This window comes from Bacillus sp. UNC437CL72CviS29, from assembly GCF_000482345.1.
Taxonomy (GTDB): domain Bacteria; phylum Bacillota; class Bacilli; order Bacillales; family Bacillaceae_G; genus Bacillus_A; species Bacillus_A arachidis.
This window is the reverse complement of record NZ_AXVB01000004.1, coordinates 234,325-258,871: the sequence shown is the minus strand read 5'-3', so window position 1 is coordinate 258,871 and position 24,547 is coordinate 234,325. Positions and strand designations below refer to the sequence as shown.

The following is a 24,547-nucleotide window of genomic DNA, read 5'->3' as shown; positions in this document are numbered from 1 at the left end:
GGCTTTATTTCGGTAATGTGAATTTCACTTGTTTCCCTTTTGAAATATCTTTTGCGTCTTTATTTCTCATAGGTCCTAATTCGATCTCGAAGCTTTTGTCTTTCCAAATCTTTTCATACTGCTCCTGATCTAAGGTGAAAACCTGTAATAACTCGCCAGATGTTCCGGCTTTAATCAAATCATTATATTTATAATTCAGCAACATGCCTTCGCTTAGCGTATACTGCGCACCATCATTCACTCTTAGTGTAGAACTTAATGAAGACAACCCAATATCTTCAGGCTCTTTGTTATCGAGTTTAAATTTGGCTGTCATTAAAACAATGCCATTTTTGAAATTTTTAAATCGAGGAGCTTCAACGGAATTTGGCGTGAATTTAGTGAATTGGTATCCCTCTAATGTAACATTGGTATTACCTAATTGTTCACTTTTATTAATGTTTGATTTCTCACTTAGCATTGTTTTCTCGCCCATGTTATTAACAGTTACTTTATCTTGATAAAAAGCTTTATCTGCTGCAGTCTTTTCACTACCTTGTTGATTTAAACTTAACGCAAATTTCCCCGGACTTCCGATTGGAGCATCAAATTTTCCTTTATTAGCCTGCGCTTCAGGAACCATTACTGATACCGTTGATAGCCCTAAAATTTTTGTTAAATCATCTTTACTAAATGGGTAAGCAACATAACCAGAAACGCTTTTCCCTGCTTCTACTAAATAATTATTCTTTGGAGACAATTTCTCAGTTAATTGTTCTTCTGTTGGAATTAAATCTTTATAGTTACTGTAATCCTTTGTAGCGCCTGTAAATGTTATGTTTAAAGTTGGCATATAATAAGCATCTTTATTTGAACTGTTCTTTACAGTATAGTGTGCAAGAATAACCCCACCATTTGTTTGCCTGTTAAAAGGAATATCAAAATTGGTATGAAAATCATTCAATTCAACTAATGTGTAGTTATCAAGTGATACGGAAACATCTTGTAATTTATGTAATTGCGGTTCCTTGTTTTCATAAAGAACTTTCGTTTTACCTTGTGTTTCTTTCTCCATATAGGAGATAAGCTTTGAATAATCACTTGCGTTAGCTGCCGTATCTTTCGTGTTTGTATCTTTAGATTCTTTCTCTTTTGATGTATCCGTTTTTTCTTCTTTCTTTTCTTTTTGTGTATCTTTTTTCTCTTCTTTATTTTCTTTTGTCACATTCTCTTTTTGTTCATTATTTGCTTTATCACTTTGACCACAGCCAGTTATCATAAGGGCTGCAACCATCATGACAGAAAATAAAGACATTAATTTTTTCGACATTTTTCTTCCCCCTGTTTTTTCCCTTTTAAACGTTTAATCTAGGCAATCAAATAATTGAATGTAACCCTTCCTAATCGCTTCTATGTTTTATTATAGAAAAAAGATTTACCGTTTACCAGCTTTTTCTATTTCTCTATAATGTTTAAAGAAAAATGATGTATGAGGTCCAGTTGTAATTACAAAATCTCAATAAAAGCGGAACTGAAATGAAAGGACATAATGTGGAAAGAGAAATTAACAATTTAGGCAGTTAATTTTGGGAATAAGTTTGATGCACAAAGGCAATATACAAAAAGCTTCTCGTGTATTTTATATATCATCCTACTATTCTAGTTTCATTTATAAACATTTGGTATAATTATACTGATATTATTAAATTTTTATATATTAAGATTTGAACGTAAAAACTTATTGCTCATGAAAGAAGAGAGGTACAAAATGATGAGTACGAAAAAAACAGTAGCGATATCCACACTAGCTTTAGCGATGATAACAGGAGCTGATACCATTAATGCTCAAGTTCCTGATACCATCAAAATACATGATTCTATCAAGCAACATGCAGAAGAGAAGTTATCCGAATTAAAGCAAGCGAAACAACAAGCAGAAGAGAGAGTATCTGAATTAAAACAGACGCAGCAAAATGTGGAAGAGAAAGTATCTGAAGCGAAACAACAAGCAGAAGAGAGAGTATCTGAGTTAAAACAGGCGAAGCAAGGTGCAGAAGAGAAGGTATCTGAATTAAAACAGTCGAGGCAACATGTAGAAGAGAAAGTATCTGAAGCGAAGCAACAAGCAGAAGAGAGAGTATCTGAATTAAAACAGACGAAGCAAGATGCAGAAGAGAAGGTATCTGAATTAAAACAGTCGGGGCAACATGTGGAAGAGAGAGTATCTGAATTAAAGCAGGTCAAACAAAACGCAGAAGAGAAATTAACTGAATTAAAACAGTCGGGGCAAGATGCAGAAGAGAAGTTATCTGAATTAAAGCAGATCAAGCAAAATGCAGAAGAGAAATTAACTGAATTAAAACAGTCGGGGCAACAAGCAGAAGAGAAATTATCTGAGTTAAAACAGATCAAGCAAAATATAGAAAATAAATTAACTGAATTAGCACATACGAAGCAAACGATAGAAGAAAAAATATCTGAGTTAAAACAGATCAAGAAAACGATAGAAAATAAATTGATTGAATTAACAGGTACGAAGCAAAATGTAGAAAAGAAAGTAACTGAATTGAGACAGACGCAGCAAAATATAGAAAATAAATTAATTGAATTAACAGGTACGAAGCAAAATGTAGAAAAGAAAGTAACTGAATTGAAACAGACGCAGCAAAATGTAGAAAAGAAAGTAACTGAATTAGAACAGACTAACAAGGCTCTTCAAATGAAAAACGATAACAGGGAACTTCCTAACGCTGGAGGTACAGAATTCAATACAATGCCTCTAGGGGTGTTATCAATCTTAGGTGGAATGATATTAATCGTACGAAATAGAATGAAAAAGGCATTTGATTGATTATTACGAAACACCCGAAGAACTCATATTCCTATTTAAACACACACCGATCCCACCAAGATTTGATGGGGAAATTCATTATAATAAAACGGGAAAAGGAATCCGTACAAGTTCAAACCGTTTTATGATAATAACTAATAATGCTTAATCCTTGTTACATGAGCAGGGGATTCAGGAAAAGCCGTTCTCCATCATTTATAGGCGAACGGCTTTTTTTGCGTGGTACTTGTGATTAGGATTTCACTAAACGAATTTATACATAAGAATATCATCTACATATTCATTATCATTCATTTTAAATTCTTTCATTTTACGGCCTTCCTCAATGAACCCCATCTTTTTGTACAAAGATATTGCGCTATGATTTGTTGAGAAAACTCCTAAACTTACTTTCTCGATGAAAGGATTTTTCTCTGCCCAGTCTAATAAAGCTTGGAGTAGCATTTTTCCAATTCCTATTCCTCTGTAATTTTTACTAATCATTATTCCAAAGGAACCTGTATGAGACAATCGCTTTTTATTCTCGTTCATAAATACAATCCAACCAACAACTTCACCAGCTTTTTCAGCTACAATTAATGTTTCTCTTTCATTCTCCAATACGCTTTGCACCCATTCTCTTTGCTCGGATGATGTTTTTTTAAACTCTTCTGGTAATGAAATAAGAAAGTGACCTTCGGAAACAATTGATTTCTGTATGTCTAAAGTTGCTTCTGCATCTTCTATTTTTCCAGTACGAATCATGTAACTAGCAGTATCTTTTGAAATTAGCAAGGATATTCCTCCCTTATAAAATATTTTGATAATATTCTATCTTCCCTTCATAATCTCCTACCTAAACGAAAAAGCTTCATTCTTTTTAGAAGGAAGTTTTCAGTTATTGTCGTATCTATTAAGTTGTCGCTAGGGTATCAGAAACTTTGGCGATGGAAAAGGTTAGACATTTATTTGTATAGAGGAGTGGAAAGTCTATGATTCATAAAGTCGGTCAAATTATGTTGTATGTAAGTAACCAAGATGAGGCAGTGAGTTTTTGGACAGAAAAAGTAGGATTTCGTGTAGTTTCTGAAGAAGATAACGGTCAAGGAATGCGATGGATTGAAATTGCTCCGGCAAAGGGTGGAGAAACAAGCATTATTTTGCACAATAAGGAATTCGTTGCGAAAATGTCACCAGGATTAAATCTTGGTACACCTTCTTTAATGTTTTTCACGGAAAATCTCGATGCATTCCGTGGCGACCTAGTAAATAAAAATATCACAGTCGGAGAAATTGTAAATATGCCTTCCGGTAGAGTGTTTAACTTTGCGGATCATGAAGAGAATTACTTTGCTGTGATGGAGAAAAAATAAGTTATCAGGAACAGAGGTTAAAAAGGAATTCGAATGTTTCATAGAAGATAATTTGAATGAAATATTAATTTTCTCAATACAAATTATGTTGAAGTGTAGTAGAATGTAATTGGATGAGAATCCAAATGCAATTATATTATTAAAATTAAAGTGGTTATCAAGTCGGAGAAAAAGCACTCATAAGAGTGCTTTTTCTCTTTATATCATATGAAAATAAGCATCTTGAAATGAATACTTTAAAGCTAAGTATTCTCCGTACTTAGCTAATCCGACGAGTCCCCACCATCGAATGAATCATTATGGCTTGCTGAATCTGAGCCATGGCTGTCATTTCCTAAATCATGATCGATATTTGAATCTTCATGGGCACTTTTCATAGCTGCAACAACAAAAGATGTTGTCATTACCGCATTCATCCACTCTGCTTCAGCATCTTTGGTAGTGATTTCTGAATCTTTATATTGCCCTGTGTCTTTTGCCGGAGAATGTACTTTTCGTTCTTTTTCAATAGAACGACGATGATTCGTTTTCTTCCCAGAAAGCTTCATGAATACTGATAAAATTAAACATATGATGGATATGATGATGATAAACAAAATGGAGTATAAAGCTAAATTCACTATATCTGTCATATTTATACCTTCTTTCCTATCTTAAGTGATCATTCATGTTCTAAACAAAATATCATCTTAAATATTTCGATATCTATGTCATCACCGCTTATTTACTATGTAAAGTTAAACAATAACAAAAAATTCGTCACGATGAAACACCAAATATATAAACAAACAGGAATGAAATCGATTTTGAACACAATACAAAAAGCCTCAGATGTATTTATAGGTCCACATTTGAGGCTAATCCTATCTACTAATGAAGTCGATGTCTTTAGACAAATCGTTCATTTTGTCCGTTTACTATAAAACGCTTTCATTTTACTATAGTTAGTGAGAATATGCTTTCAAATATATCATAATTCAGAAGGGCATGTGTCATGTCAGCTAAGTGGAAGTGTGGATACGAATAGGCATATAAAGAATGTAACAAAACGTGTAGAGGAGAAATAAGAAATGAAAAAAATTATAAATCAACCTGAAACTCTCGTTATGGAGATGTGCAATGGAATGGTTATGGCTCATCCAGAACTGGAGTTGCTAAAGAAGTACAAGGTAATTAAGAAGAAAGAAATGAACGAAAATAAGGTCACTTTAATTAGTGGTGGCGGTAGTGGACACGAACCAGCGCATGCGGGGTTAGTCGGAAAAGGAATGCTAGATGCGGCAGTATGCGGAGATGTGTTTGCGTCTCCTTCACAAATTCAAGTATATCAAGCGATTAAAGCAACAGCTAGCAAAAAAGGTACGCTTCTTATTATTAAGAATTACAGTGGAGATATCATGAATTTTAAAAATGGTGCTCACTTAGCTACTGAAGACGGCATTCAAGTTGAATATGTCCGTGTAGATGATGATATCGCAGTAGAAGATAGTCTGTATACAGTAGGGCGCCGCGGCGTTGCGGGGGTTTTGTTAGTACACAAAATAGCTGGTGCCGCAGCGGAAGAAGGTATGGATTTAATGCAGGTGAAAGCTGTAGCAGAAAAAGCAGCGGCGAATGTTCGTACAATTGGTCTCGCATTAACTTCTTGTACGGTTCCTGCCAGTGGATCGCCTACTTTTAAACTGGGTGAAGATGAGATGGAATATGGTGTTGGTATTCATGGAGAGCCAGGTAGAAAACGTGAAAAAATTGCGACTGCAGACGAACTAGCTTTACGCATGACAAATGACCTTGTGAAGGATTTAGGGCTAGAAGACAATGCTGAAATTGCTGTTTTAGTGAATGGTTTCGGCGGTACACCGCTTCAAGAACTGTATCTATTTAACAATGCCGTTACGAGAGAGTTAAGTAAAAGAAATATAAGAATTAATAGAACGTTTGTCGGCAATTACATGACAAGTATTGATATGGCTGGGGTTTCTCTAACTGTAATGAAACTAGATGATGAGCTGAAAACATTACTATCGAAAGAATGTAATACACCTGCGTTTAAGGTAGATGGGCCAATTGAGAGTGTGGAATACATTGATATTAACAGCGATGTAGAAGAGAAGCCAGTTTTCTTTGAGATGGAAACAGCGGAAGAACACGCTATTATCAAGGATGAGGTACTTACATTAAATAATATGATTTATCTTGTAGATAAAATGAGCGAGGTTATTATTAAGAACGAAGTACCATTCTGCGAATTAGATACGCATGCAGGCGATGGTGACTTTGGAATGAGTGTCGCGAAAGGATTTAAACAATTAAAGCGTGAATGGAGCTCGATTTTAGATCAAGAATATTTAAATATTGGGACTTTCCTTGATGCGTGCTCTATGGTGATTATGGAACATTGCGGAGGAGCTTCTGGTCCCATTTGGGGCGGGGCTTTCCGTGCTGCAGGTAAGGCGATTGAAGGAAAAGTGGAATTAACAGTTGCAGAGTTTGCCGAAATGCTGGAGGCTGCCCTTAAAGGGATACAGTCTATTGGTGAGCGATCTTTTGGAAGAGGAGCAGAGGTAGGAGATAAAACGCTTGTGGATGCGCTTGTACCTTGTGTAAACGCTTGGTCAGAAAGTGCTGCAGCTGGTACAGACTTTAAGGCTGCTTTTGAAAAAGGAGCAGAGGCTGCTGTTAAAGGAGCAGAATATACAAAAGAAATCGTTGCTCGAATGGGCCGCGCTGGTACGGTTGGTGAAAGAAGCTTAGGTTATCCAGATGCAGGTGCTTATGCACTAGGGGTTATCTTTACAGAGCTTTCTCGTAGTTTAAAATAATGGTAGTTTGGTGTTTCTGGATACTGGAAATTCCGCGGTATGTAGATGAATAGAGGGAAATGAGAAAGAAGCAACGTTCAATACACGTTGCTTCTTTTTCCCTTTTTTTGCATGCAAGAGCAAAAGGTGTTTCGCCGTGGTATTTAATTTTCAAATTCGCTCCAGGTGCGGGAGTACAAAATTGGATGCCTAATTGGGAAAATAATGATCCTATAAATCAAGTATGAAAAGCTCTTGGTAAACAAGCTTCATATAAACAATTTGGCAATAGAATAGGCATAAACTTTCATAATTTAGAAATAATATCAGGGTCCGTAGTAATTACTAAATGAAAGAGGAGAGATCAATATGCCTACTAATAAATCAAATAATCCAAAAGAAAGCTTAGCACTTCAAAAAAATAAAAATATGGATGGATTGATTAATGCGGAAGATGCAAGCAAAGAGATTCAAGCTGCAATAGAGCCAAAGGTAAGTATGCAAGAAGGAGATAGAGTTTCAATATATTGGGGTGATGAATGGAATATAGAAGAAGGTGAAAAGAGAAAAAAATAATATAACATGTTTTTTAAATAAGGAATATCAAGGGTAAAAAAAGCTGATTTCAAACAACAAGAAAAGGTTTATTCAGTGGCTTTTCTTGTTGTTATTCTAAAGATCTCGCTTTTTATCCCGCATGAACGGCCTGTAAAAGCACGATTGGTGAGGGCTAATAATCAGTGGGGATGAAGAAGACCCCTACTGATTAAAGTTTCACTTTATATATTGTATTTAAATAAAATGTCGAATTTGTAAGAAATTTGAGATTTTTTGTTGATTTATATTATTTTTCATGTTAAACTCATAACAACAAAGAAAGAGTAAACAAAAACCCTTAGCGAATAAATTTTCTGAATTTTTAGTCTTATCGGTCGGTTTACTCCATTTGATTTACATGTTTGAGTATTGTTTTTCCACTCTTTCTTTGTTATACCCTATAAAAGAAAGCAACTTGTTTTTATCCAAGTTGTTTTCTTTACAAAAGTTACTATAGTTTACAGGGGGGGATTTTCAACAGCTAATAGATTGGACATTTCATGTAGAGTTTACATTACAATGGCGTGGAGCCAGAAAGGGGAGAAAACCAAGAAATTTGAATGTCAGTTTTTTAATTTTAGAAAAGGAAGAATAGAAATATAGTGGACATACAATTAAAATAAGGGAATGCAATATAGATCAGTCTATAGGCATTCCCTTTCTAATATCCTGCAATATAAAAGTTCTCCCAAATTTCCACTTATGTTTTCAGGTGAAACGAATCCCCAATGATATTTGTAATGACTCCCTTTTTCCGCATATGTATTCGCTCCTAATCTGTTGACGTTTTATAGTTTTTCTTGATGATATCTCGCATGTCTCTGACAAAGAATAGAAGGAACATTATACCTATGATGCCACTAATCCAAAAATATGTATTTCCGGCTGTGAATTTATTATAGAAGGTATAGGCATTCCAAATAATAAGGATTACTGAACATATAGTAGAGATTACTAATGAACCTAAACTTCTCATAATTGTCACCTCGATTCAAAATGTTATAATTTTTATATAATTATACATTTAAATAAAGGAATTTATAAGGAGATCAGGTTACATTAGTTAGGATAATTGTTAGAAAAATATGCTTAACGTTGTAAAAGCGCAGAATCCTGACGCTCCCATGCCCATCAACTTAAGAATTTAGAATTACCCCAAACGAAAAAATATGTATCGTAACATATATGTTTTTTACCCGTATTTATGAATAACTTTAGATACTTACATGATAAGCATCCAAATAGGATGCTTTTATTATGAGCTAAACATGCACTTACAACTGAGTTTATTTTAATGCGTAAAGACGGTACTACAGCTGGTTTATGGAAACTAGGAAGATTCTTTGTCTTCGCCCATCCTCTTTAGAGTTGTCGCTTTGGTGAGGGCTTTTTTATTTGAATAAAAGGATATTTATGGTTTTTGTTGAATGAATAGATTGGGAGAGGTGGAGAAATTATGCAATATGGAGAAATGTTGAAAGAATTAGCGGTAGGGGGAATATATATTGAAAAACAAATTTCTAATTTGTTATGCAATAATAGAAAAGAATTAACTATTTTATGCGATTCTGTAACAAAATTCGGTGAATCTGAAACAGAAAGATTTCAAGTGATAGGTAAATATGAAATGTATGTTCATAAAAATCAAGGTTACTCTTATCATGCACCATCAAAAAAGACAATGGTTTATGTTATAGAAAGGATTTAAAAGCATCCCAAACGGGTGTTTTTTCTTTGTTATATAGAAATTATACATTAAACTAGTAAAACATTAAATGAGACGGTCATATATTAAAATTATGACACAATGCATTCATTTTTTATAATCGTATTGGGGGAGCACATTGTAGTGCTCTTTTTTATTGAACCAAATGGACATTTGAAGAGATAGTACTTACACTTCCTTCTCTTAAAATATCCTTAAATGTATCTAGATTTAAGGGTATAAAAAAATAAAATGGTATAATTTTCTAAAATAGACTAAATAAAGTTAATTTTAGAAAAGGGGTAGAGGAAAAATGTTTCAGAAATTTAAATTTTATATAATCAGCATTGTGGTCAGCTCGATATTAGGGGGAATTATCTTAGGTGCTAATTTCTTGTTCCAAAACATATACGGATTAATTGCAGGTAAAGGATTTTATTTTAATATGTGGCCTTCTGTTATTATATTTTGCATAGTGTTTATTTCTAGTTTTGCATATATGTTGAGGCAGGGACCAGATATACTTATTAATGATTAATTCTATAGTTACTTCGTTAGGCGCTACCGAGATCGGTTTAGCGTCTTATTTGTTGTTAAGGGGTGATAAAAAGGTAACAAAACAAACGAACACAATGAACGAAAATAGAGATAGTTAACAAATGTCTGTTTTTATAGTTTATAGGTGGGCATAAATATACTTTCAGTTTGTATGTATAAATTATTGTTGAATATAGATATATGTTTCTCTTTAAGAATGCTCATTCTTCTCGATTTATCTATGCATATATTTTTTATAATTTATTATCATATCGATGTTGATTTTATGTGAAATGAAAGATTGGGGTTTTTTAGGAATAAAAAATACAATTAATTGTTTTGTTTAATAAATTCACATAATTCTCAAAATTTAAATCTTTGATTGTTAATATTTGTTATATAATAAAATTGTCAAATCAGTCATTAAATAGTGTCCTTTATGTTTCTGTTGAAACAGTTTGATTGTCCCGTGTATTAACCTTTTAAGTTACAACGCACATGCGTATATATGATTTTCGGTCTATCCATGAATGTATATAAATAGCTAAAAGAATGATAAAGGATTAAAATTATTTTACTTTTGTTTATTGATTCTTGTACAAGAATCAATAAACAAAATATCATAACATAAAAAAAGAATTGCAAGCCATGTATTCTCTGAATATAATGAATATAAATGTGACTGAATCTTTCGAAAACAAAGACGGGTGTTTTGTGAAGGTAAATTGTATAGAAAAAGCATTCATTTAATAGATAGATTGTTAAATTTATTTATATTTAAATACATATATTTAAATTCCGAAAATTGATTTTTCGAATTAGTTTTTAATAGTATAGAATAATATTTACGCCCGTACATTTAGTTAAGTAAGTAGTGCTTTTAACAAATATTGTAAATCTAATTAAACGATAAAGATTATAAGAAAATATTAAATTATAACACAAGAATTATTTATACCTATAAATATCTGAAAAATCAAACTAATATTCTTTTACAGCAAATACAATCAGCATGTAAGGTTTTTCCTAAAAATTTGATGAATGGTGGGAATGAAATGAAACGCAGGATATTAACAAAATGGTTTGGAATTATAAGTTTAATCATTATACTGCTAGGGGTTTCTATTCCGCAAGCAGCAGCCGAGGTAATACATCAAGAAAAGTTTCAAATGAACTGGAATTATATTAAATTCAAAGGTAATAAAGTAAAGATAAAGGCAGACTTACTAAGAACGTCATCAAAAGATGTTGCATATTGTTTATCACCTGATCTGGATTCACCTAATGGAGATGCCCTTCCTGAAATTGGAAAAGAAAGTGATTTAGTATATCGTGTCTTACTTTATGGATACCCTCAAAAAACGCCGGCTGAATTAGGGGTTTCTACAAAAGAGGAAGCCTACTATGCAACTCAACTAGCTATCTGGATTGTATCTAAAAAAATTGAATTTGCCGATTCAAAGCCAGAAAACCAACAGGTATATAACCTTGTAAAACATTTGGTAGAAAAGGCTTATAAAGGTACTGAAGTTCAGGAAATATATTTGAACGTAATACCTACTGGAAAACAAACTGTAGAGCAAAATGGAGAATTTTTTGAAACAAATTTATATACAGTTCAATCAAATTCATTATCTGGAGTATACTCAGTTCAAATGGAGGGCGCACCAGAAGGAGTTAAAATTATAAATGAACAAGGTGAAAAAAAGAATGAATTCTCTATAGAGGAAAAATTTAAAGTGATGATTCCCAAAAACGCAACAAGTGGAAATTTCAAGATAAGGGTAAATGCAAAATTGCAGAGCTTACAAGCAGTTACCTTTGATGGCCAAAAAAGGGTTCAGAATACAACAGCTTTATTACCAAGAATGAGTGAAAAAAGCAGTACAGATATAGTAGTAAGATGGGAATTTTTAGGATCGTTAAAAATTATGAAGGTAGGAGAAAATAGAGAAGCTTTAAAAGGGGCAGTGTTTGAGGTTGTAAGTGAACATGGGGATTTTAGACAAGAAATCACTACAACTGAGAATGGGACTGCTACATTAAATAAACTTCCTACTGGTACATATGTTGTAAAAGAAATTCAGGCTCCAGAGGGTTATGTACTTGATCCTACAATGAAAAAAATGGAAGTAAAAACTGGCGAGATAGCAAAAATAGAAATAAAGAATCAAAAAATAACAAGTGGCCTGGAAATTAAAGAAGTGCATGCTACATATGGAAGTACTAAACAATCTTATGATATACAAAGTAAAGAGCACACAATGGAAAATGATATTGCAAGTAAGGAAAAGCATCACCTGCCATCAACAGGAACGAAGTTTCCAACTGTCCCGTTTGTAGGACTAGGATTTGTTATTTTAGGAATCTATATATTGAAAATAGGGAAAAATCATAGTTAAAAACTATAAACAATAAGGGTTTTGTTACCAATGCTTAAAGTTAAATATGTTAAGAAATGTTTTGTGAAAAAATGTAGATTATAACAATACCTATAAATGAAAACGCTTGCAATAAATGCAATTATGAAAAAACTATATGATATACCTAAGGGCATACAAGAAATAGTCTAAAATCTTACTCAAATAATAAGAAGAAAAAGGGTTCTATTACAAATATATGAAGAAGATTACAGATAGGGGTAGTGCCCCATCGCTATCAAGCTAACAAAATAAAATACCCCCTAAAATGAAAAAATACGCTATTCTTTCTGTAGAATCATAGGGAAGGATGGCGTTTTTGTATGTCTATTTCTGGATTGAATAAATAATGTTACGCAGATTATTGCTACAAATAATAGTATTAAAATATTTCTTTTTTTTTGATTTATACATTTTTTTCTCTTGGAAAGTTTTATTATTAATAATAATAAGTTATTTTTTAAAAGGAGAAAATTATGGAAAGTCTATCAAGCCAATTTATGATGATGGGACCAAAATATTAGAAATAGAAATGAATCATCAAATTTTTAGTGAAAAGGAAGAATATATAATATGGTTTTAGGAGTTTCGTATTTTGATATTTTTTGCATTGTAATTATTGTCTCATTTTTTTTCACTTTTTGGAGATTGAATGTCTGGTATAACAAGAAATATAATGTTCCTAAGGTTTTTCAATGGTTTCCGAGAAGATGGGGAAAAAGAAAAGTTTCAGAGCATTTATCGCAACTAAATAAAAAGTTAGAAGCTGAAGGAAAAGGTATTTGGGTTACAATCTATGCGATAGATTTATATATTGTAACGATTCCTTGTACAGTAAAAAAATATAAATCTTAATACATATATGTTTCTAAAAAAGACAAGGGAATCACTCTTGTCTTTTTTCGTTAGGTTGTGTTAAATTTTAATGTTGCTTTTTTAATATATTTTAGGGGAATCTCGTAAATGTGAATCATATTTCTAAAACCCAGCCGTACTTATGCAAAAAGCTGTTTCGTATATAACAAGCAGCTTTTGTATTTCATCCCGCTTTTTCTGTAACTGATTTCATATATTTGACGTTCTATGTTGTAAGTGCTTACGCAATTACTTACATCCTATACAATAAAGCCATCAAATAGAAAGAGGTGGCAAAAATGAGTGCAAAAAAAGTATACGATTTTTTAACACATTGTATTGCGGATATACGAAACGTCGTTAGACGATTATTGAATAGAATTGAAATGAAAAGAGAGGAGGGGATGGCATGAAACGATCACCTGTTAATCCATGGCTTGTTGTCCTTGGCACAGTCATTGTACAAATGGGACTTGGAACGATATATACATGGAGCTTATTCAATCAGCCTTTAGTGAGTAAATATGGATGGGGTCTTAATGCTGTTGCTATAACCTTCTCAATCACTAGCCTTTCTTTAGCATTCTCAACTTTGTTTGCGAGTAAATTGCAAGAGAAATGGGGACTTCGTAAACTCATTATGATAGCCGGATTGGCATTAGGAATTGGATTAATGCTTAGTTCACAAGCTTCCTCATTAGCAATGCTTTATGTACTAGCAGGAGTTGTTGTAGGTTACGCAGATGGTACAGCATATATCACTTCACTATCTAATTTAATTAAGTGGTTCCCAGAGCGTAAAGGTTTAATCGCAGGTATTTCTGTATCTGCATATGGTACAGGTAGTTTGATTTTTAAATACATTAACGCAATGCTGATTGACTCAGTTGGCGTATCACAAGCATTTATTTACTGGGGCTTAATTGTTACAGCTATGATAGTGATTGGTGCTTGTTTAATCCATCAAGCTGCTGAACAAGGTGCAGTACATGAAACAAATAGCAAGGACTATACAACAAAAGAAATGTTAGGCACAAAAGAAGTATATCTGTTATTTATTATGTTATTTACATCATGTATGAGTGGCTTATACTTAATTGGCATGGTAAAAGATATCGGTGTTCAACTTGTAGGGCTTAGCGCAACAACAGCAGCTAACGCAGTCGCTATGGTTGCAATCTTTAATACAGTTGGTCGAATCATTCTGGGACCGTTATCAGATAAGATTGGCCGTTTAAAAATTGTTACCGGTACGTTTGTCGTTATGGCGATGTCAGTCTTTGTACTCAGCTTTGTTGATTTAAATTATGGTATATATTTCGTCTGTGTAGCAAGTGTAGCGTTTTGCTTCGGTGGAAATATCACGATTTTCCCAGCCATTGTTGGCGATTTCTTCGGTATGAAACACCATAGTAAAAACTACGGAATCGTGTACCAAGGCTTTGGTTTTGGAGCACTTGCAGGTTCATTTATCGGTGCAATTTTAGGTGGATTTAAACCAACTTTCATGGTGATTGGCGTATTATGTGTCGTGTCATTTATTATCGCAGTTTTAATCCAAGCACCTAATCAGAAAAAAGAAAAACAAGAAGAGTATCGCAGTGTAGCGTAAGCACTTTAAATTTTTATTACATTCTAAAAGTAAACGTAAAGTAACTCCGAAATCTACAATAAAAGTTGATTTTGGAGTTATTTTTTGTTTCCTTCACTTTTTTTCAGCCAGTAATATGGCCGATGAACTGATAGGTTCTGTTTTTGACACCAGGCAATATTTGATAATCTACTGTTTTTATAGTCTTGAATATAAGTTTCTTATTTTTTAATAGGGTGTCTTTTCATAAAAAAACCTTCACGTGTAGTATGGGAGATTATTTCATGGGTTATTTACAAATAGTAGGTGGGGAATATTTGACGCTTACGAAAAAAGAAAAGTAGTCTTTTGGAATAGAGGTACTGCCACATCGCTATCAAGCTAGTATTTTGAAGTGACTCCAAAATGAGAAAATTGACATCCCCAGGTAAAAATGTACACAATTTTTGTTTTGAGGTGTTATAAATTTATTAAGTTGATGGATGTGTGGTGAGACCCTATACTTAGTACATTTGAACCTTATAACTATTGAAGTTACAGATTAATAGTAGATCCAAAAAAGTAACCTTACATTTTTGTAGGGTTACTTTTCTGTTCCATATCCCCGGTTACATCGTATTGCTTCGTTGTAATAGGGATTAGGTATTTATTTTTAAACTTCATTTATTTATGATACGGTTCATCGTATCCTTTTCATCGATTTAGTGCATTTCAACAATTGTACCATCTTCAAATACCTTGAATACTCCAGTAAATCCTGATCCAGCTGCGCCTTCTATTTTATATGTCGTACGCACTCTAATTTTATAATATTTCTTTCCATTTTCTACTTGAGTATCCTCAAGAGTGTAAGTGTATTCTTCATTATATTCTTTTTTGATATATCCTATAGCTTTCTCAAAAGTAAATTCATCGTGATTCTTTCCTGTCTCCACCTTTTGGTTCTTCTCTGTCTCTGCCTTTTGGTTCTTTCCTGCCTCTGCCTTTTGGTTCTTTCCTGCCTCTACCTTTTGATTCTTCTCTGTCTCTACCTTTTGGCTCGTTACTGCATCTGTTTTTTGTTCCTTCGCTGTTGCTACTGTTTTACTCTTTGTATTTTCTTCTTCACCAATTTTAGTGATTAATCCTGAGGCTTTTTTATTATATTCTTCAAGGTTCTTGTTATCTTTTGTTTCTAAAACTAGCTTATTTAAAATTTCTTTCGCTTCTGAATAATTTTTCTTACTGATTAACTCTTCACTCTTCACCAGTTGCTCACTATACTTCTTTTTTTGTTCTAAGATGGCTAGTAATGCTGTTCGTTCTTCCTTTGCTTGTTTTATAAGCGTATTACTTCCATTCTTCATGTTCTCTACTTTTTCAAATGACTTAATTGATTCTTCTACCTTTGTTTCTTCTTTTAGCTTCACTGCTTCAATCATTGCTTTCGTTTGTTCTACAAACACTTTTGCATCTGAATCATCTTTTTTCTCATCTAGTGCTCGTTCAAATGATGATAAGGCATTTTTATATTCTTTATTCGTTAGCGCGGTCTTCCCCTCATCCATTGCTTTTTCAAAATCCCCATTACTACATCCAGCTAGCATTAAAAACGTAAGTCCAATTAGTGTTAATAACTTTCTCATTTTCTCTCTCCCCCTATATATTCCTAAAACAATAACTTCATATGTATAAAAGTCTGTGTAGTAATTAGACCGAAAGTAGAATATGTACTACAGTGTGTGTGGGAAAGGAAGTACATTTCATTTACTAACATTACTTAAAAACTCCTAAATAGTTGGTAGTCTTCTTCTTTCAAGATAGAAAGGATTTTTAATAATGGGCATAAAGCTCTAACTCAGACTCTTTACTACACACACTCTTATACACATAGAAAAATTATTTTTAGCTTATAGTTTGCTATTTCTTTAGTTTTAAATAATCTCAGTTGATTGGATACGAACCATAAACCGTAACATACCGAAAACAAAAGAAAACAAGAAGTAATAAAAGTTACATCCGGTAATCGTTTTGTAACATAAATGTAACACAAAGAATTTAAACATACAATAGTTTTTTTTACATTATTTTCCCATATCTACATTTTAAGGAACCAATAAGATTCCAGCCCTTAGTATTCTTAAGTTGATAGGCATGGGGTCTCGCCACATCGCTATCAACAAGCTAAGAAAATACAACTACCCCAGAACGAGATTTTGTCCTAACTTGTAATAAAAAAACGCCACCCCTTCCATTCTCTTTTTTTACCATATTATTATCTGAAATGTACGAAAAAGTGTTGTTTTAGGATACAATAGAGTCAACAGATGCAATATTAGGATAGGTTGAACTATTGATATATCAGTATTAATAGAGGGGGGAATTATATGATTCGTGAAGCTGAACCAAAAGACAGTCATGAAATTGAAAATCTATATAAAAAATTAGCACCGCATAGTAAAAACATTAGGGTTTTACCAGAAAGAATTGAGCAGATAAAGAATGATTCTAATAATTTCTTATTTGTGTATGAGGAAGATTGTAAAGTTAAAGGAAGTATATTTATGACTTTTTGTCTTGATCCTGGATATCAATTTAGACCATATACCGTTCTAGAGTATGTAATTGTAAATGAAGATTTTCGAGGTAATGGGATAGGTGAAAAGTTGCTAAAACATGTAGAACAGCTATCAATTGCAAGGGGATCCACAAGAATTATTTTATTAAGTAGTACAAATAGAATAGAAGCACATAAATTCTTTTCTAAAAATGGCTATGATGGCACTATAAGTAAGGGATTCAAGAAGTATATACCAATTAATTAAATTTTCGTTATGAGGATAATTCAAAACCTTAGATTAATAGTAATTGTGTGTGTTTTAAATTGAATTTTTTGAAATATAATCGGAGGGGAAAAGACATGATAAATTCAGCTGAATTACTATGGAAACGTATAATTAGTAGAGGTTCAAGCCTTGAAGTGAACTTTCAAAAAACATTAAACCTCCAACCGGGTGCAAGTGAAGAAGATTTTCAGTTAATTGAATCTACACTGGGTATTACACTTCCTAAAGAAATGAAAAGTTTTTACGAGATATATAACGGACAAATTTGGGAACCTGGGGTTGAATCTTTTGTAAGAAACTTGGTCCTTTCCCCAACTTCTCAAATTATAGACAACTGGATATTTCTACAGGATGAATTCGATTCAGATGATTTAGAGGCGCATATTGAAAATGAACTTAAACCTGTTCTTTGGAATTCTAAGTGGATTCCAATTGCAGAAAATGGTGCTGGGGATTATCTTTGCATTGATACAGATCCATCAGAATCTGGAGTAGTAGGACAAGTGCTATATTTTTGGCATGATTGGGGAAAACGTTCTGTTGAGGCAAAAGGTTTATTTGAATTCATAGAAATCTGTTTGGAAGAAGATAATAGAATGCAGTGTTCTAATGAAAATTAGAGTTACAAAAGGGGATGTAAATTATTATTTACATCCCCTTTTGTTTTTTTATGACATCATCAGAATTGCACCAGTTAGAGTAATAGGATTGTAGATGGATTTACATCAATTTAAGAGATTGAAGTAGACCCTAAACAAAAAATTTTCTTTCTTTACAGCTAGTTATTTATAAGAGCACCCCTTATTTAAACCTATATTTTGATGTAATTTTACATATCCAAATAAAGGGAACCCATATACAGAGTGTGATTAAATTATATGAATAACATTTAAATTGTATTGAATTTTATTTATGGATTAAAATTGTTATTTTTTTATCAGTTATATTAAGTTCTAACTATTATAATTATTAAAATAAAATAACACAGTCATTTTAGAAGTATAATATTTTTACTTGTATTAATACGTAATAACTAAATTAATCAATATAATCGACAAAATTCTGCTATTTACGCAGCGGAAACCTAATGTTTTAATAAAGGTGTAATTGGTATGACCACTAAGAAAGGAGAAGGCTACACCAATAAAAGTGCGGTAAAATTGCAGGTAACATTATGTCGAGTTAATTATCTGAATGATCAGTTAGTTTGGTTTGGAAGTAATACAGAATCACAAAAGTATCATATTTGTAAAAATAGCATTCTAAGTTTCTACATAGCCAACGTTATTTTATCCTGCAGTAAAAGTATAGACAATGTACAGTATAATTTCATCTTTCGTAATCTTGTAGAAATTATAGAAGAAGAGGAGAGATAGGATAAAATCAATATTAAAAAAGTCACGGCAGGGCTAGCTGTAGGAGCAATGGGGTGAACTATCTAACCTCCTGCAAGTCAAGCAGCTCCAGCGAATAATGAATATTATTAAAAGATAGCATTACTGAAAGACTTTTGTAACATCTATGAAAGTGTATTGAAAGATATTTAAATTAAACTAAACGTAGCAAAAGTTATTTTATTCTTCAGTAAAAAGTATGAGTAGCAAATTGTACAATTTCATTTTTTTGTAGTCTTGTAGAAATAATAAAAAAGAGGAGAGATAGTATGAAGCGTATAAAAAAAATGATTCCTGCAGCATTTGTATTGAGTACAGCTTTACTTGTAGCACCAGGATTTTCTTCGGCAGCTACTGATACTTCAACGAATGTAGGAAATCTTCCGATTGTAGTAGATTCACAAGGACCAAAAGCACCTATGACAGCAGCTCAGGTTGCTAAAAATGGTACGCAACTTCCTTACATTCCTACAGGTCCTTATGAAGAATTTCCTAATGAATGGCATGTGTCTACAGAAGATGGAAAGTTAATTGATTATGTATATGTAGATGTTGTTGCTAAGAGTAATGGAGCGAGAGTTTATGGATTAAAAATAGATGCTAATTCTAAACATAAGGTTTTAAAAGCTGATGGCACTTGGCTTAAAGTTGGAGAAGAATATGAAAAAACAGGTAACAAAGGAGAAGTATTATATACAATAGCAATTCCTAAAAATGATCCAATTTTAGAAGATACGAAATTGAAGAAAGAAGTAAATTGGAAATTGATTGATTCAAATGTAGTAGATAAAAATTCAGGTTATCATTGGAGCAAAGCGGTTACAAGTGGTATTTCGCATAATGTAACTGTAGGGTTATCTTATACAATTGGAATGGAAGTAGGTCTTGAAGGAGTTGCAAAAGTAAATCAATCATTAACTGCAAGTTTTGGTTATGGTGTTACTCTAAATTCAGAAAGTACAGTTACAAAAACATTTGACTTTAATCCAAAGACTGATTATGCATATGATCAATATAGAACTGCATTATATCAACAGGTAGCAACATATTCAGTTACTCCAGGAGAAAAATTACAAAAATGGATGTCTGAACAAAATGGTATTTGGGATAATATTTTTGGTCAATTTGGTGATCAATTTAAGGATCTTACAAGTCCGACAGAATATAAAGTGAAAAACTCAGTTGATTATCCAGTAGATGTTTTAGTGGCTCTTACATCTAAGTAAAAAATTAGGTTCAGTTTAATTCCCTCCTAGCATATGGAGATAGCAACTATTAATCTGTTAGGTCCACATAGATATGATATTGTTGATCTATATGATTGTAAAGAACCTGATTGTAGTAATTCCATAGGTTCAATGAATTGACAAAAGGCCCAAATCATTTAATGGTGATTTATCGTATTACATTTTCGATCTAATAAAAAAATAATGTTATAAACCACTAAGAAGGCACCAACATGCCTCGCAACTTAAGAGATTGTAATGCCCTCAAATACAAAAAACGTTATCCTTCCTAAACAGGCTAGATTAGAAAGGATAACGTTTTTTATGCTTTTATTACCGTAAGCACCTGTATTGATATCAATTCATTTAAATATGCAAAATTGCATATTCATATATGTATTATTGAATAACTGATCTATGAAGCTAATGAACATGCAGGTTTCCTTTTTTACGTGTTAGTTTTATCAGTAAAGAGGTTAGACCTTTGAAAGGGTTTTGTAACATTTATGAAAGAGAAATGAAAGATTTGTTAGATAATCTGAGGCTTATCTACTGGTAGACGATGCGCGCAGATAGTAAAACCATTATTGAAAATAAGAAAGGATTAAGGCATGTTTATGAAAAGAAAACTACCAATGGTTACATTCTTAGCATTCATATTTAGTTTGATTATTACTGTTTTTCCAACAAATTCTGCTTATGCAGCTGGGGACAATCGTATACTTGATATTTATGGGGATCCAGTCAAGACATCTAAAGATTATATAATGGTACGTAAAATTTGGGATGGTAAGCCTCGGCATGCTGCTTATGCTGGTGTAGGTCAGAAAAAACTTGGAGTAACTTATGAGAAGTTTGCGGGTTGGCATTATGTAATTCAATATAAAGATAAATCTTATTATGGTACTGCTGAGATTCATAAGGATACAAAAGGTAATGAGTACTATGGTACACCTATAAATTTTGAAACTCCAGATGGGGTAGAAAGTGATGGATATATAAGACATAGTACGCCAGTTACCATGTCAATGTGGATTGGGGGACCAAATGCAGAGGCAGGAGGAATTAAAAAATATGTCAATGCTGGGAATCGTGGCTGGATTTATTTTAGCGACCAATCAAAAAGTACGTTAACAGTTCAGGAACAAAATTCAAAGGAAATCAATTTAATAACAGGTAAAACTGATTATCTTAGAGATAAAATGGGTAGACCTACCGATTGGTACAATGCAGATCCACAAAATTCTGAGTATGGAGTTACATCATATTTTGAGCTAGAGACTTCAGAGCAACCATTTTCAAATCAAGATAAACTATGGGGAAGTTCTGCGCCGCCATATCAATCTGGTTATGAATTAGTGCCTTTACCATAAAGCATCTAGTACATTTATATAACTGTATTTATTAATGTGCAATGTGTCTTTCAGTAAGGTAAGAGAGGACCCTATGAAAGAAATTTAAATTATATATCAAATGGAGGAATATTTATGAAAAGAAAAATTTTAGCTTTAGCTTCTGTAATTGCTTTAACAGCTCCTATCCAAAGTGTGGCGTTTGCACATGAAAATTGCCACCAAGATCCACCAATTGCTTTAAAGTGGTCAGCAGAATCTATACATAATGAAGGTGTAAGTTCTCATTTATGGATTGTCAACAGAGCCATTGATATTATGTCCCAAAATACGACTGTTGTGAAGCAAAATGAGACAGCTCTATTAAATGAATGGCGTACGGATCTAGAGAAAGGTATTTACTCTGCGGATTATGAAAACCCATACTATGATAATTCTACATTTGCTTCACACTTCTATGATCCTGATTCAGGAAAAACGTATATTCCATTTGCTAAACAAGCAAAGCAAACAGGAGCGAAATATTTTAAACTAGCTGGTGAAGCTTATCAAAATAAAGATCTGAAAAATGCATTCTTCTATTTAGGATTATCACTTCATTATTTAGGGGATGTCAACCAACCAATGCATGCAGCAAACTTTACTAACATTTCGCATCCATTTGGCTTCCACTCAAAATATGAAAATTTCGTTGATACAGTGAAAGACAATTATAGAGTAACAGATGGAAATGGCTATTGGAATTGGCAAAGTACAAATCCAGAAGATTGGGTTCATGCATCAGCATCAGCAGCAAAGGCTGATTTCCCATCAATTGTTAATGATAATACGAAAAGTTGGTTCCTAAAAGCTGCTGTATCACAAGACTCTGCTGATAAGTGGCGTGCTGAGGTAACGCCGGTAACGGGAAAACGCTTAATCGAAGCGCAGCGTATTACAGCTGGATATATCCATTTATGGTTTGATACGTACGTAAATAACAAATAACAAATAACAAATCCATTTGCACATGGCAAAAGTTAAAGCATCATCTACTTCAACATTTGCAATTCAAACAGACGATTTAAAAATAATTCGCCTAGATGTGGTAGAGAAAATTGATTAAACAGAGCTTCCGAAAAAGCTCCTTTAAAATGATAAAACCCCAAGACAGTGAACATTCCTTTTCTCTGCCTTGGGGGTTTTTTGGTTCTGGACAGGCTTATCCGGTAAAATGAGTTGCCCTTTTTTCGTCCTATGCACGGCTTTAACATCACTTATGTAATGACTTAAATCCAAACATAGAAAGAGCTTACCTTTTAATAAACCGAATTGTACAGAGATAATAAAGTTGTTTAATTCTTGTTTCACTAAGGCTGCTCATTTATGATAGCAACCATTTGCTTATAATGGTAAACTCATGGAAACAGTTCTTATGTTAAAGCCCATTTTTTCATAAAGTTTAATAGCTTTATTCCCTGCAAATGCACTTAGACAGACTTCAGAGTGTCCATCTTGTTTTAGATGTTCAATGGCTGTTCTCATTAACCATTTAGAAATTCCATTTCCTCTAAATTCTTCTCTGACAAATAATTCATAAATAAATCCATTCATCTTGTCAGTAAATTGATCTTTACTTGCCCCTATAAGAATCCAGCCCATTATTTTATTGTTTTCTGTTGCTATTAAATAATAACTGCCTTTTTCCAGCAGGGGTTCAACAAGATGCTTAATTTTTTCATTTGTAGGTTTTACTTTACCTAACGTGCCATCAAATACAGCTTGAGGCGATAGTAAAATAATATTTTTAAGTTCTAAATCATTAGGTTTTCTAATTTCCATTAGTAAAATCAACCCTTTTTCGTTTCTTTAAGTTTAGCATAATATCCTAGTAATATTCTTCAAAAGCCTATAATTAAATTGATTTCTTTTTCAAGTAACCTAACCCTTTGAAGTGCATGTATTTCACAATCTCAATAGTTAGTATTAGGTCTTCATTTTAAAAAACTTTATTATGTTTTAAACGATTATATTATTTTTCAAACAACTTTATTATTCGTAAACACGAATGAATGTACGGTTTTAATGAGAGCGCTTAAAATTATATATTTAAAAATGGATTCGATATTAAATCGGATCCATTTTTTTTCTAGGGAATCTCATCTATTTTTGATAGATTAATAGTTAAGACATACAAATAAGGGGTAGGGATGTAGAAATGGAACTATTTGATTATTATAAGCGGAAAGGGAAGTTTAAACTTCTTATTGGAACAGGTATTTTTCTGTTTGCGCTATGGTGTGTATACGGGACTTGGGGATTTGTGAATTGGGGACAGATTATCTTTATTGTTCTTGTTTCTTCTGTTTTTTTCGGAATTGGATTTTGGCAATTACGAAAAGGAAACTTGATACAAAAGAATACGGTGAAAAGCAATGTAACGTTTTGGGATGTCGATACGTTTGTCGTATTAGAATTGCCTAAACAGAATAAACAATTTGGCCTATATCATCCAGATGGGGGATATGTTGCTGGAACAAAGATCATTTCATCTAACATTCTTTTTTCAGTGATACCTTTTTTGAGAAATAAAGATGTTTATGGATTAGAAACGAGTAGCGGGGAAATTCTTGCATATTTTCATACTGGAGCTGACGGATATGATTGGGTAATCTACGATTCGAATTATAACCAACTCGGTATGTTTAAAGAGAAAATGATACAAAGTTTTGGCTCGATACGTGGCTCTTTGATGACGGATAAAGAAACGAAGTTATCTGATGTAAAAGTTGAGGTTGATTTTATTCAAACAACTCTCCGTACAACAGATGGACGTACATTAGCAATCGGTAAGCAAGGGTATATGCCTATAGAATGGAGTGAAAGGTTTATGGGGTTAAACGTACCTACTATTACACTAGGTCCCAATGCGTCTAAGAATGAAAAAATTCTAGGGCTAGGGGTGCTCCTTTATAGTTTATACATAATTGAAATTAGGAAAAGTAGAGAGAGCGTTTAATAGGAAAAATAAAAAGAACAGAGTCCGCGAAAGTGACGCTGTTCTTTTTGCTTATAATTCTTAC

At 32.9% G+C, this 24,547-nt stretch carries 23 protein-coding genes; 15 read left to right on the top strand and 8 right to left on the bottom strand.

Annotation, left to right across the window (positions count from 1 at the left end; all coding sequences use genetic code 11):
* Positions 1-4: 4 nt before the first annotated feature.
* On the bottom strand, positions 5-1,309 hold the full coding sequence (locus M014_RS0104370; protein WP_026590630.1) for a DUF5068 domain-containing protein: 1,305 nt from the start codon (positions 1,307-1,309) through the stop codon (positions 5-7).
* 438 nt (positions 1,310-1,747) lie between these two features.
* On the opposite strand from M014_RS0104370, the gene M014_RS0104365 reads away from it, so the two are divergent.
* Positions 1,748-2,830: a cell wall anchor protein gene (locus M014_RS0104365; RefSeq protein ID WP_051588535.1), complete on the top strand. Its 1,083-nt coding sequence runs from the start codon at positions 1,748-1,750 to the stop codon at positions 2,828-2,830.
* 243 nt (positions 2,831-3,073) lie between these two features.
* Here the strand turns inward: M014_RS0104365 and M014_RS0104360 are convergent, their stop codons facing one another.
* Complete coding sequence (locus M014_RS0104360) at positions 3,074-3,604, bottom strand: GNAT family N-acetyltransferase (RefSeq protein ID WP_026590628.1); 531 nt, start codon at positions 3,602-3,604, stop codon at positions 3,074-3,076.
* A 197-nt stretch (positions 3,605-3,801) separates the two neighbouring features.
* Between M014_RS0104360 and M014_RS0104355 the strand changes: the two genes are divergently transcribed.
* Complete coding sequence (locus tag M014_RS0104355; RefSeq protein WP_026590627.1) at positions 3,802-4,182, top strand: VOC family protein; 381 nt, start codon at positions 3,802-3,804, stop codon at positions 4,180-4,182.
* A 263-nt stretch (positions 4,183-4,445) separates the two neighbouring features.
* On the opposite strand, the gene M014_RS0104350 is transcribed toward M014_RS0104355, so the two are convergent.
* Entirely contained in the window at positions 4,446-4,814 is a 369-nt protein-coding gene (locus tag M014_RS0104350; RefSeq protein WP_026590626.1) for a hypothetical protein, read from the bottom strand.
* A 438-nt stretch (positions 4,815-5,252) separates the two neighbouring features.
* Between M014_RS0104350 and dhaK the strand changes: the two genes are divergently transcribed.
* A complete protein-coding gene (gene dhaK, locus M014_RS27840) occupies positions 5,253-7,004 on the top strand; it encodes a dihydroxyacetone kinase subunit DhaK (RefSeq protein WP_026590625.1) in 1,752 nt (583 codons plus the stop codon).
* 348 nt (positions 7,005-7,352) lie between these two features.
* Positions 7,353-7,559, top strand: coding sequence for a hypothetical protein (locus M014_RS0104335; RefSeq protein WP_026590624.1), 207 nt, complete (start codon positions 7,353-7,355; stop codon positions 7,557-7,559).
* 793 nt (positions 7,560-8,352) lie between these two features.
* Here M014_RS0104335 and M014_RS29890 read toward each other — a convergent pair.
* Positions 8,353-8,556, bottom strand: a complete 204-nt coding sequence (locus tag M014_RS29890; RefSeq protein WP_081810959.1) for a hypothetical protein — start codon at positions 8,554-8,556, stop codon at positions 8,353-8,355.
* A 480-nt stretch (positions 8,557-9,036) separates the two neighbouring features.
* On the opposite strand from M014_RS29890, the gene M014_RS0104330 reads away from it, so the two are divergent.
* The 5 genes from M014_RS0104330 (at position 9,037) to M014_RS0104300 (ending at position 14,709) form a co-directional block, all read left to right on the top strand.
* Entirely contained in the window at positions 9,037-9,288 is a 252-nt protein-coding gene (locus M014_RS0104330; RefSeq protein WP_026590623.1) for a hypothetical protein, read from the top strand.
* A 310-nt stretch (positions 9,289-9,598) separates the two neighbouring features.
* A complete protein-coding gene (locus M014_RS29520; RefSeq protein WP_026590622.1) occupies positions 9,599-9,823 on the top strand; it encodes a hypothetical protein in 225 nt (74 codons plus the stop codon).
* A 1,054-nt stretch (positions 9,824-10,877) separates the two neighbouring features.
* Positions 10,878-12,224 carry a SpaA isopeptide-forming pilin-related protein gene (locus M014_RS0104320; RefSeq protein WP_026590621.1) on the top strand — a complete coding sequence of 449 codons (1,347 nt, stop codon included), beginning with the start codon at positions 10,878-10,880 and terminating at the stop codon, positions 12,222-12,224.
* Between the two features lie 591 nt (positions 12,225-12,815).
* On the top strand, positions 12,816-13,097 hold the full coding sequence (locus tag M014_RS0104310) for a hypothetical protein (protein WP_026590619.1): 282 nt from the start codon (positions 12,816-12,818) through the stop codon (positions 13,095-13,097).
* Between the two features lie 409 nt (positions 13,098-13,506).
* Positions 13,507-14,709 carry an L-lactate MFS transporter gene (locus M014_RS0104300; protein ID WP_026590618.1) on the top strand — a complete coding sequence of 401 codons (1,203 nt, stop codon included), beginning with the start codon at positions 13,507-13,509 and terminating at the stop codon, positions 14,707-14,709.
* 77 nt (positions 14,710-14,786) lie between these two features.
* Here M014_RS0104300 and tnpA read toward each other — a convergent pair whose 3' ends face one another.
* On the bottom strand, positions 14,787-14,900 hold the full coding sequence (gene tnpA / locus M014_RS30555) for an IS66 family insertion sequence element accessory protein TnpA (protein ID WP_442852731.1): 114 nt from the start codon (positions 14,898-14,900) through the stop codon (positions 14,787-14,789).
* A gap of 489 nt (positions 14,901-15,389) precedes the next feature.
* Positions 15,390-16,313 carry a hypothetical protein gene (locus M014_RS0104295; RefSeq protein WP_026590617.1) on the bottom strand — a complete coding sequence of 308 codons (924 nt, stop codon included), beginning with the start codon at positions 16,311-16,313 and terminating at the stop codon, positions 15,390-15,392.
* 741 nt (positions 16,314-17,054) lie between these two features.
* Here M014_RS0104295 and M014_RS0104290 point away from each other — a divergent pair.
* The 5 genes from M014_RS0104290 to M014_RS0104265 all read left to right on the top strand — a co-directional run bounded on the left by M014_RS0104290 (position 17,055) and on the right by M014_RS0104265 (position 22,472).
* Positions 17,055-17,492, top strand: coding sequence for a GNAT family N-acetyltransferase (locus tag M014_RS0104290; RefSeq protein WP_026590616.1), 438 nt, complete (start codon positions 17,055-17,057; stop codon positions 17,490-17,492).
* A gap of 95 nt (positions 17,493-17,587) precedes the next feature.
* Complete coding sequence (locus M014_RS0104285) at positions 17,588-18,133, top strand: SMI1/KNR4 family protein (protein ID WP_026590615.1); 546 nt, start codon at positions 17,588-17,590, stop codon at positions 18,131-18,133.
* Positions 18,134-19,176: 1,043 nt separating this feature from the next.
* Positions 19,177-20,133 (top strand): hypothetical protein, encoded by a 957-nt coding sequence (locus M014_RS0104275; protein WP_026590613.1) that lies wholly within the window; start codon positions 19,177-19,179, stop codon positions 20,131-20,133.
* Between the two features lie 611 nt (positions 20,134-20,744).
* A complete protein-coding gene (locus M014_RS0104270) occupies positions 20,745-21,506 on the top strand; it encodes a hypothetical protein (RefSeq protein WP_026590612.1) in 762 nt (253 codons plus the stop codon).
* 114 nt (positions 21,507-21,620) lie between these two features.
* Positions 21,621-22,472, top strand: a complete 852-nt coding sequence (locus tag M014_RS0104265) for a phospholipase C (protein WP_026590611.1) — start codon at positions 21,621-21,623, stop codon at positions 22,470-22,472.
* Positions 22,473-22,613: 141 nt separating this feature from the next.
* On the opposite strand, the gene M014_RS0104260 is transcribed toward M014_RS0104265, so the two are convergent.
* Entirely contained in the window at positions 22,614-22,835 is a 222-nt protein-coding gene (locus tag M014_RS0104260) for a hypothetical protein (protein ID WP_026590610.1), read from the bottom strand.
* A gap of 33 nt (positions 22,836-22,868) precedes the next feature.
* Positions 22,869-23,306: a GNAT family N-acetyltransferase gene (locus M014_RS0104255; RefSeq protein ID WP_026590609.1), complete on the bottom strand. Its 438-nt coding sequence runs from the start codon at positions 23,304-23,306 to the stop codon at positions 22,869-22,871.
* Between the two features lie 376 nt (positions 23,307-23,682).
* Between M014_RS0104255 and M014_RS0104250 the strand changes: the two genes are divergently transcribed.
* Positions 23,683-24,483: a hypothetical protein gene (locus M014_RS0104250; RefSeq protein WP_026590608.1), complete on the top strand. Its 801-nt coding sequence runs from the start codon at positions 23,683-23,685 to the stop codon at positions 24,481-24,483.
* Positions 24,484-24,547: the final 64 nt, after the last annotated feature.

What these genes read in the sequence shown, in the direction of transcription:
- M014_RS0104370 (WP_026590630.1), bottom strand. Translation starts at nt 1,309, where the DNA reads ATGTCGAAAAAATTAATGTCTTTATTTTCTGTCATGATGGTTGCAGCC.
- M014_RS0104365 (WP_051588535.1), top strand. Translation starts at nt 1,748, where the DNA reads ATGATGAGTACGAAAAAAACAGTAGCGATATCCACACTAGCTTTAGCG.
- M014_RS0104355 (WP_026590627.1), top strand. Translation starts at nt 3,802, where the DNA reads ATGATTCATAAAGTCGGTCAAATTATGTTGTATGTAAGTAACCAAGAT.
- M014_RS0104350 (WP_026590626.1), bottom strand. Translation starts at nt 4,814, where the DNA reads ATGACAGATATAGTGAATTTAGCTTTATACTCCATTTTGTTTATCATC.
- dhaK (WP_026590625.1), top strand. Translation starts at nt 5,253, where the DNA reads ATGAAAAAAATTATAAATCAACCTGAAACTCTCGTTATGGAGATGTGC.
- M014_RS0104335 (WP_026590624.1), top strand. Translation starts at nt 7,353, where the DNA reads ATGCCTACTAATAAATCAAATAATCCAAAAGAAAGCTTAGCACTTCAA.
- M014_RS29890 (WP_081810959.1), bottom strand. Translation starts at nt 8,556, where the DNA reads ATGAGAAGTTTAGGTTCATTAGTAATCTCTACTATATGTTCAGTAATC.
- M014_RS0104330 (WP_026590623.1), top strand. Translation starts at nt 9,037, where the DNA reads ATGCAATATGGAGAAATGTTGAAAGAATTAGCGGTAGGGGGAATATAT.
- M014_RS29520 (WP_026590622.1), top strand. Translation starts at nt 9,599, where the DNA reads ATGTTTCAGAAATTTAAATTTTATATAATCAGCATTGTGGTCAGCTCG.
- M014_RS0104320 (WP_026590621.1), top strand. Translation starts at nt 10,878, where the DNA reads ATGAAACGCAGGATATTAACAAAATGGTTTGGAATTATAAGTTTAATC.
- M014_RS0104310 (WP_026590619.1), top strand. Translation starts at nt 12,816, where the DNA reads ATGGTTTTAGGAGTTTCGTATTTTGATATTTTTTGCATTGTAATTATT.
- M014_RS0104300 (WP_026590618.1), top strand. Translation starts at nt 13,507, where the DNA reads ATGAAACGATCACCTGTTAATCCATGGCTTGTTGTCCTTGGCACAGTC.
- M014_RS0104295 (WP_026590617.1), bottom strand. Translation starts at nt 16,313, where the DNA reads ATGAGAAAGTTATTAACACTAATTGGACTTACGTTTTTAATGCTAGCT.
- M014_RS0104290 (WP_026590616.1), top strand. Translation starts at nt 17,055, where the DNA reads ATGATTCGTGAAGCTGAACCAAAAGACAGTCATGAAATTGAAAATCTA.
- M014_RS0104285 (WP_026590615.1), top strand. Translation starts at nt 17,588, where the DNA reads ATGATAAATTCAGCTGAATTACTATGGAAACGTATAATTAGTAGAGGT.
- M014_RS0104275 (WP_026590613.1), top strand. Translation starts at nt 19,177, where the DNA reads ATGAAGCGTATAAAAAAAATGATTCCTGCAGCATTTGTATTGAGTACA.
- M014_RS0104270 (WP_026590612.1), top strand. Translation starts at nt 20,745, where the DNA reads ATGTTTATGAAAAGAAAACTACCAATGGTTACATTCTTAGCATTCATA.
- M014_RS0104265 (WP_026590611.1), top strand. Translation starts at nt 21,621, where the DNA reads ATGAAAAGAAAAATTTTAGCTTTAGCTTCTGTAATTGCTTTAACAGCT.
- M014_RS0104255 (WP_026590609.1), bottom strand. Translation starts at nt 23,306, where the DNA reads ATGGAAATTAGAAAACCTAATGATTTAGAACTTAAAAATATTATTTTA.
- M014_RS0104250 (WP_026590608.1), top strand. Translation starts at nt 23,683, where the DNA reads ATGGAACTATTTGATTATTATAAGCGGAAAGGGAAGTTTAAACTTCTT.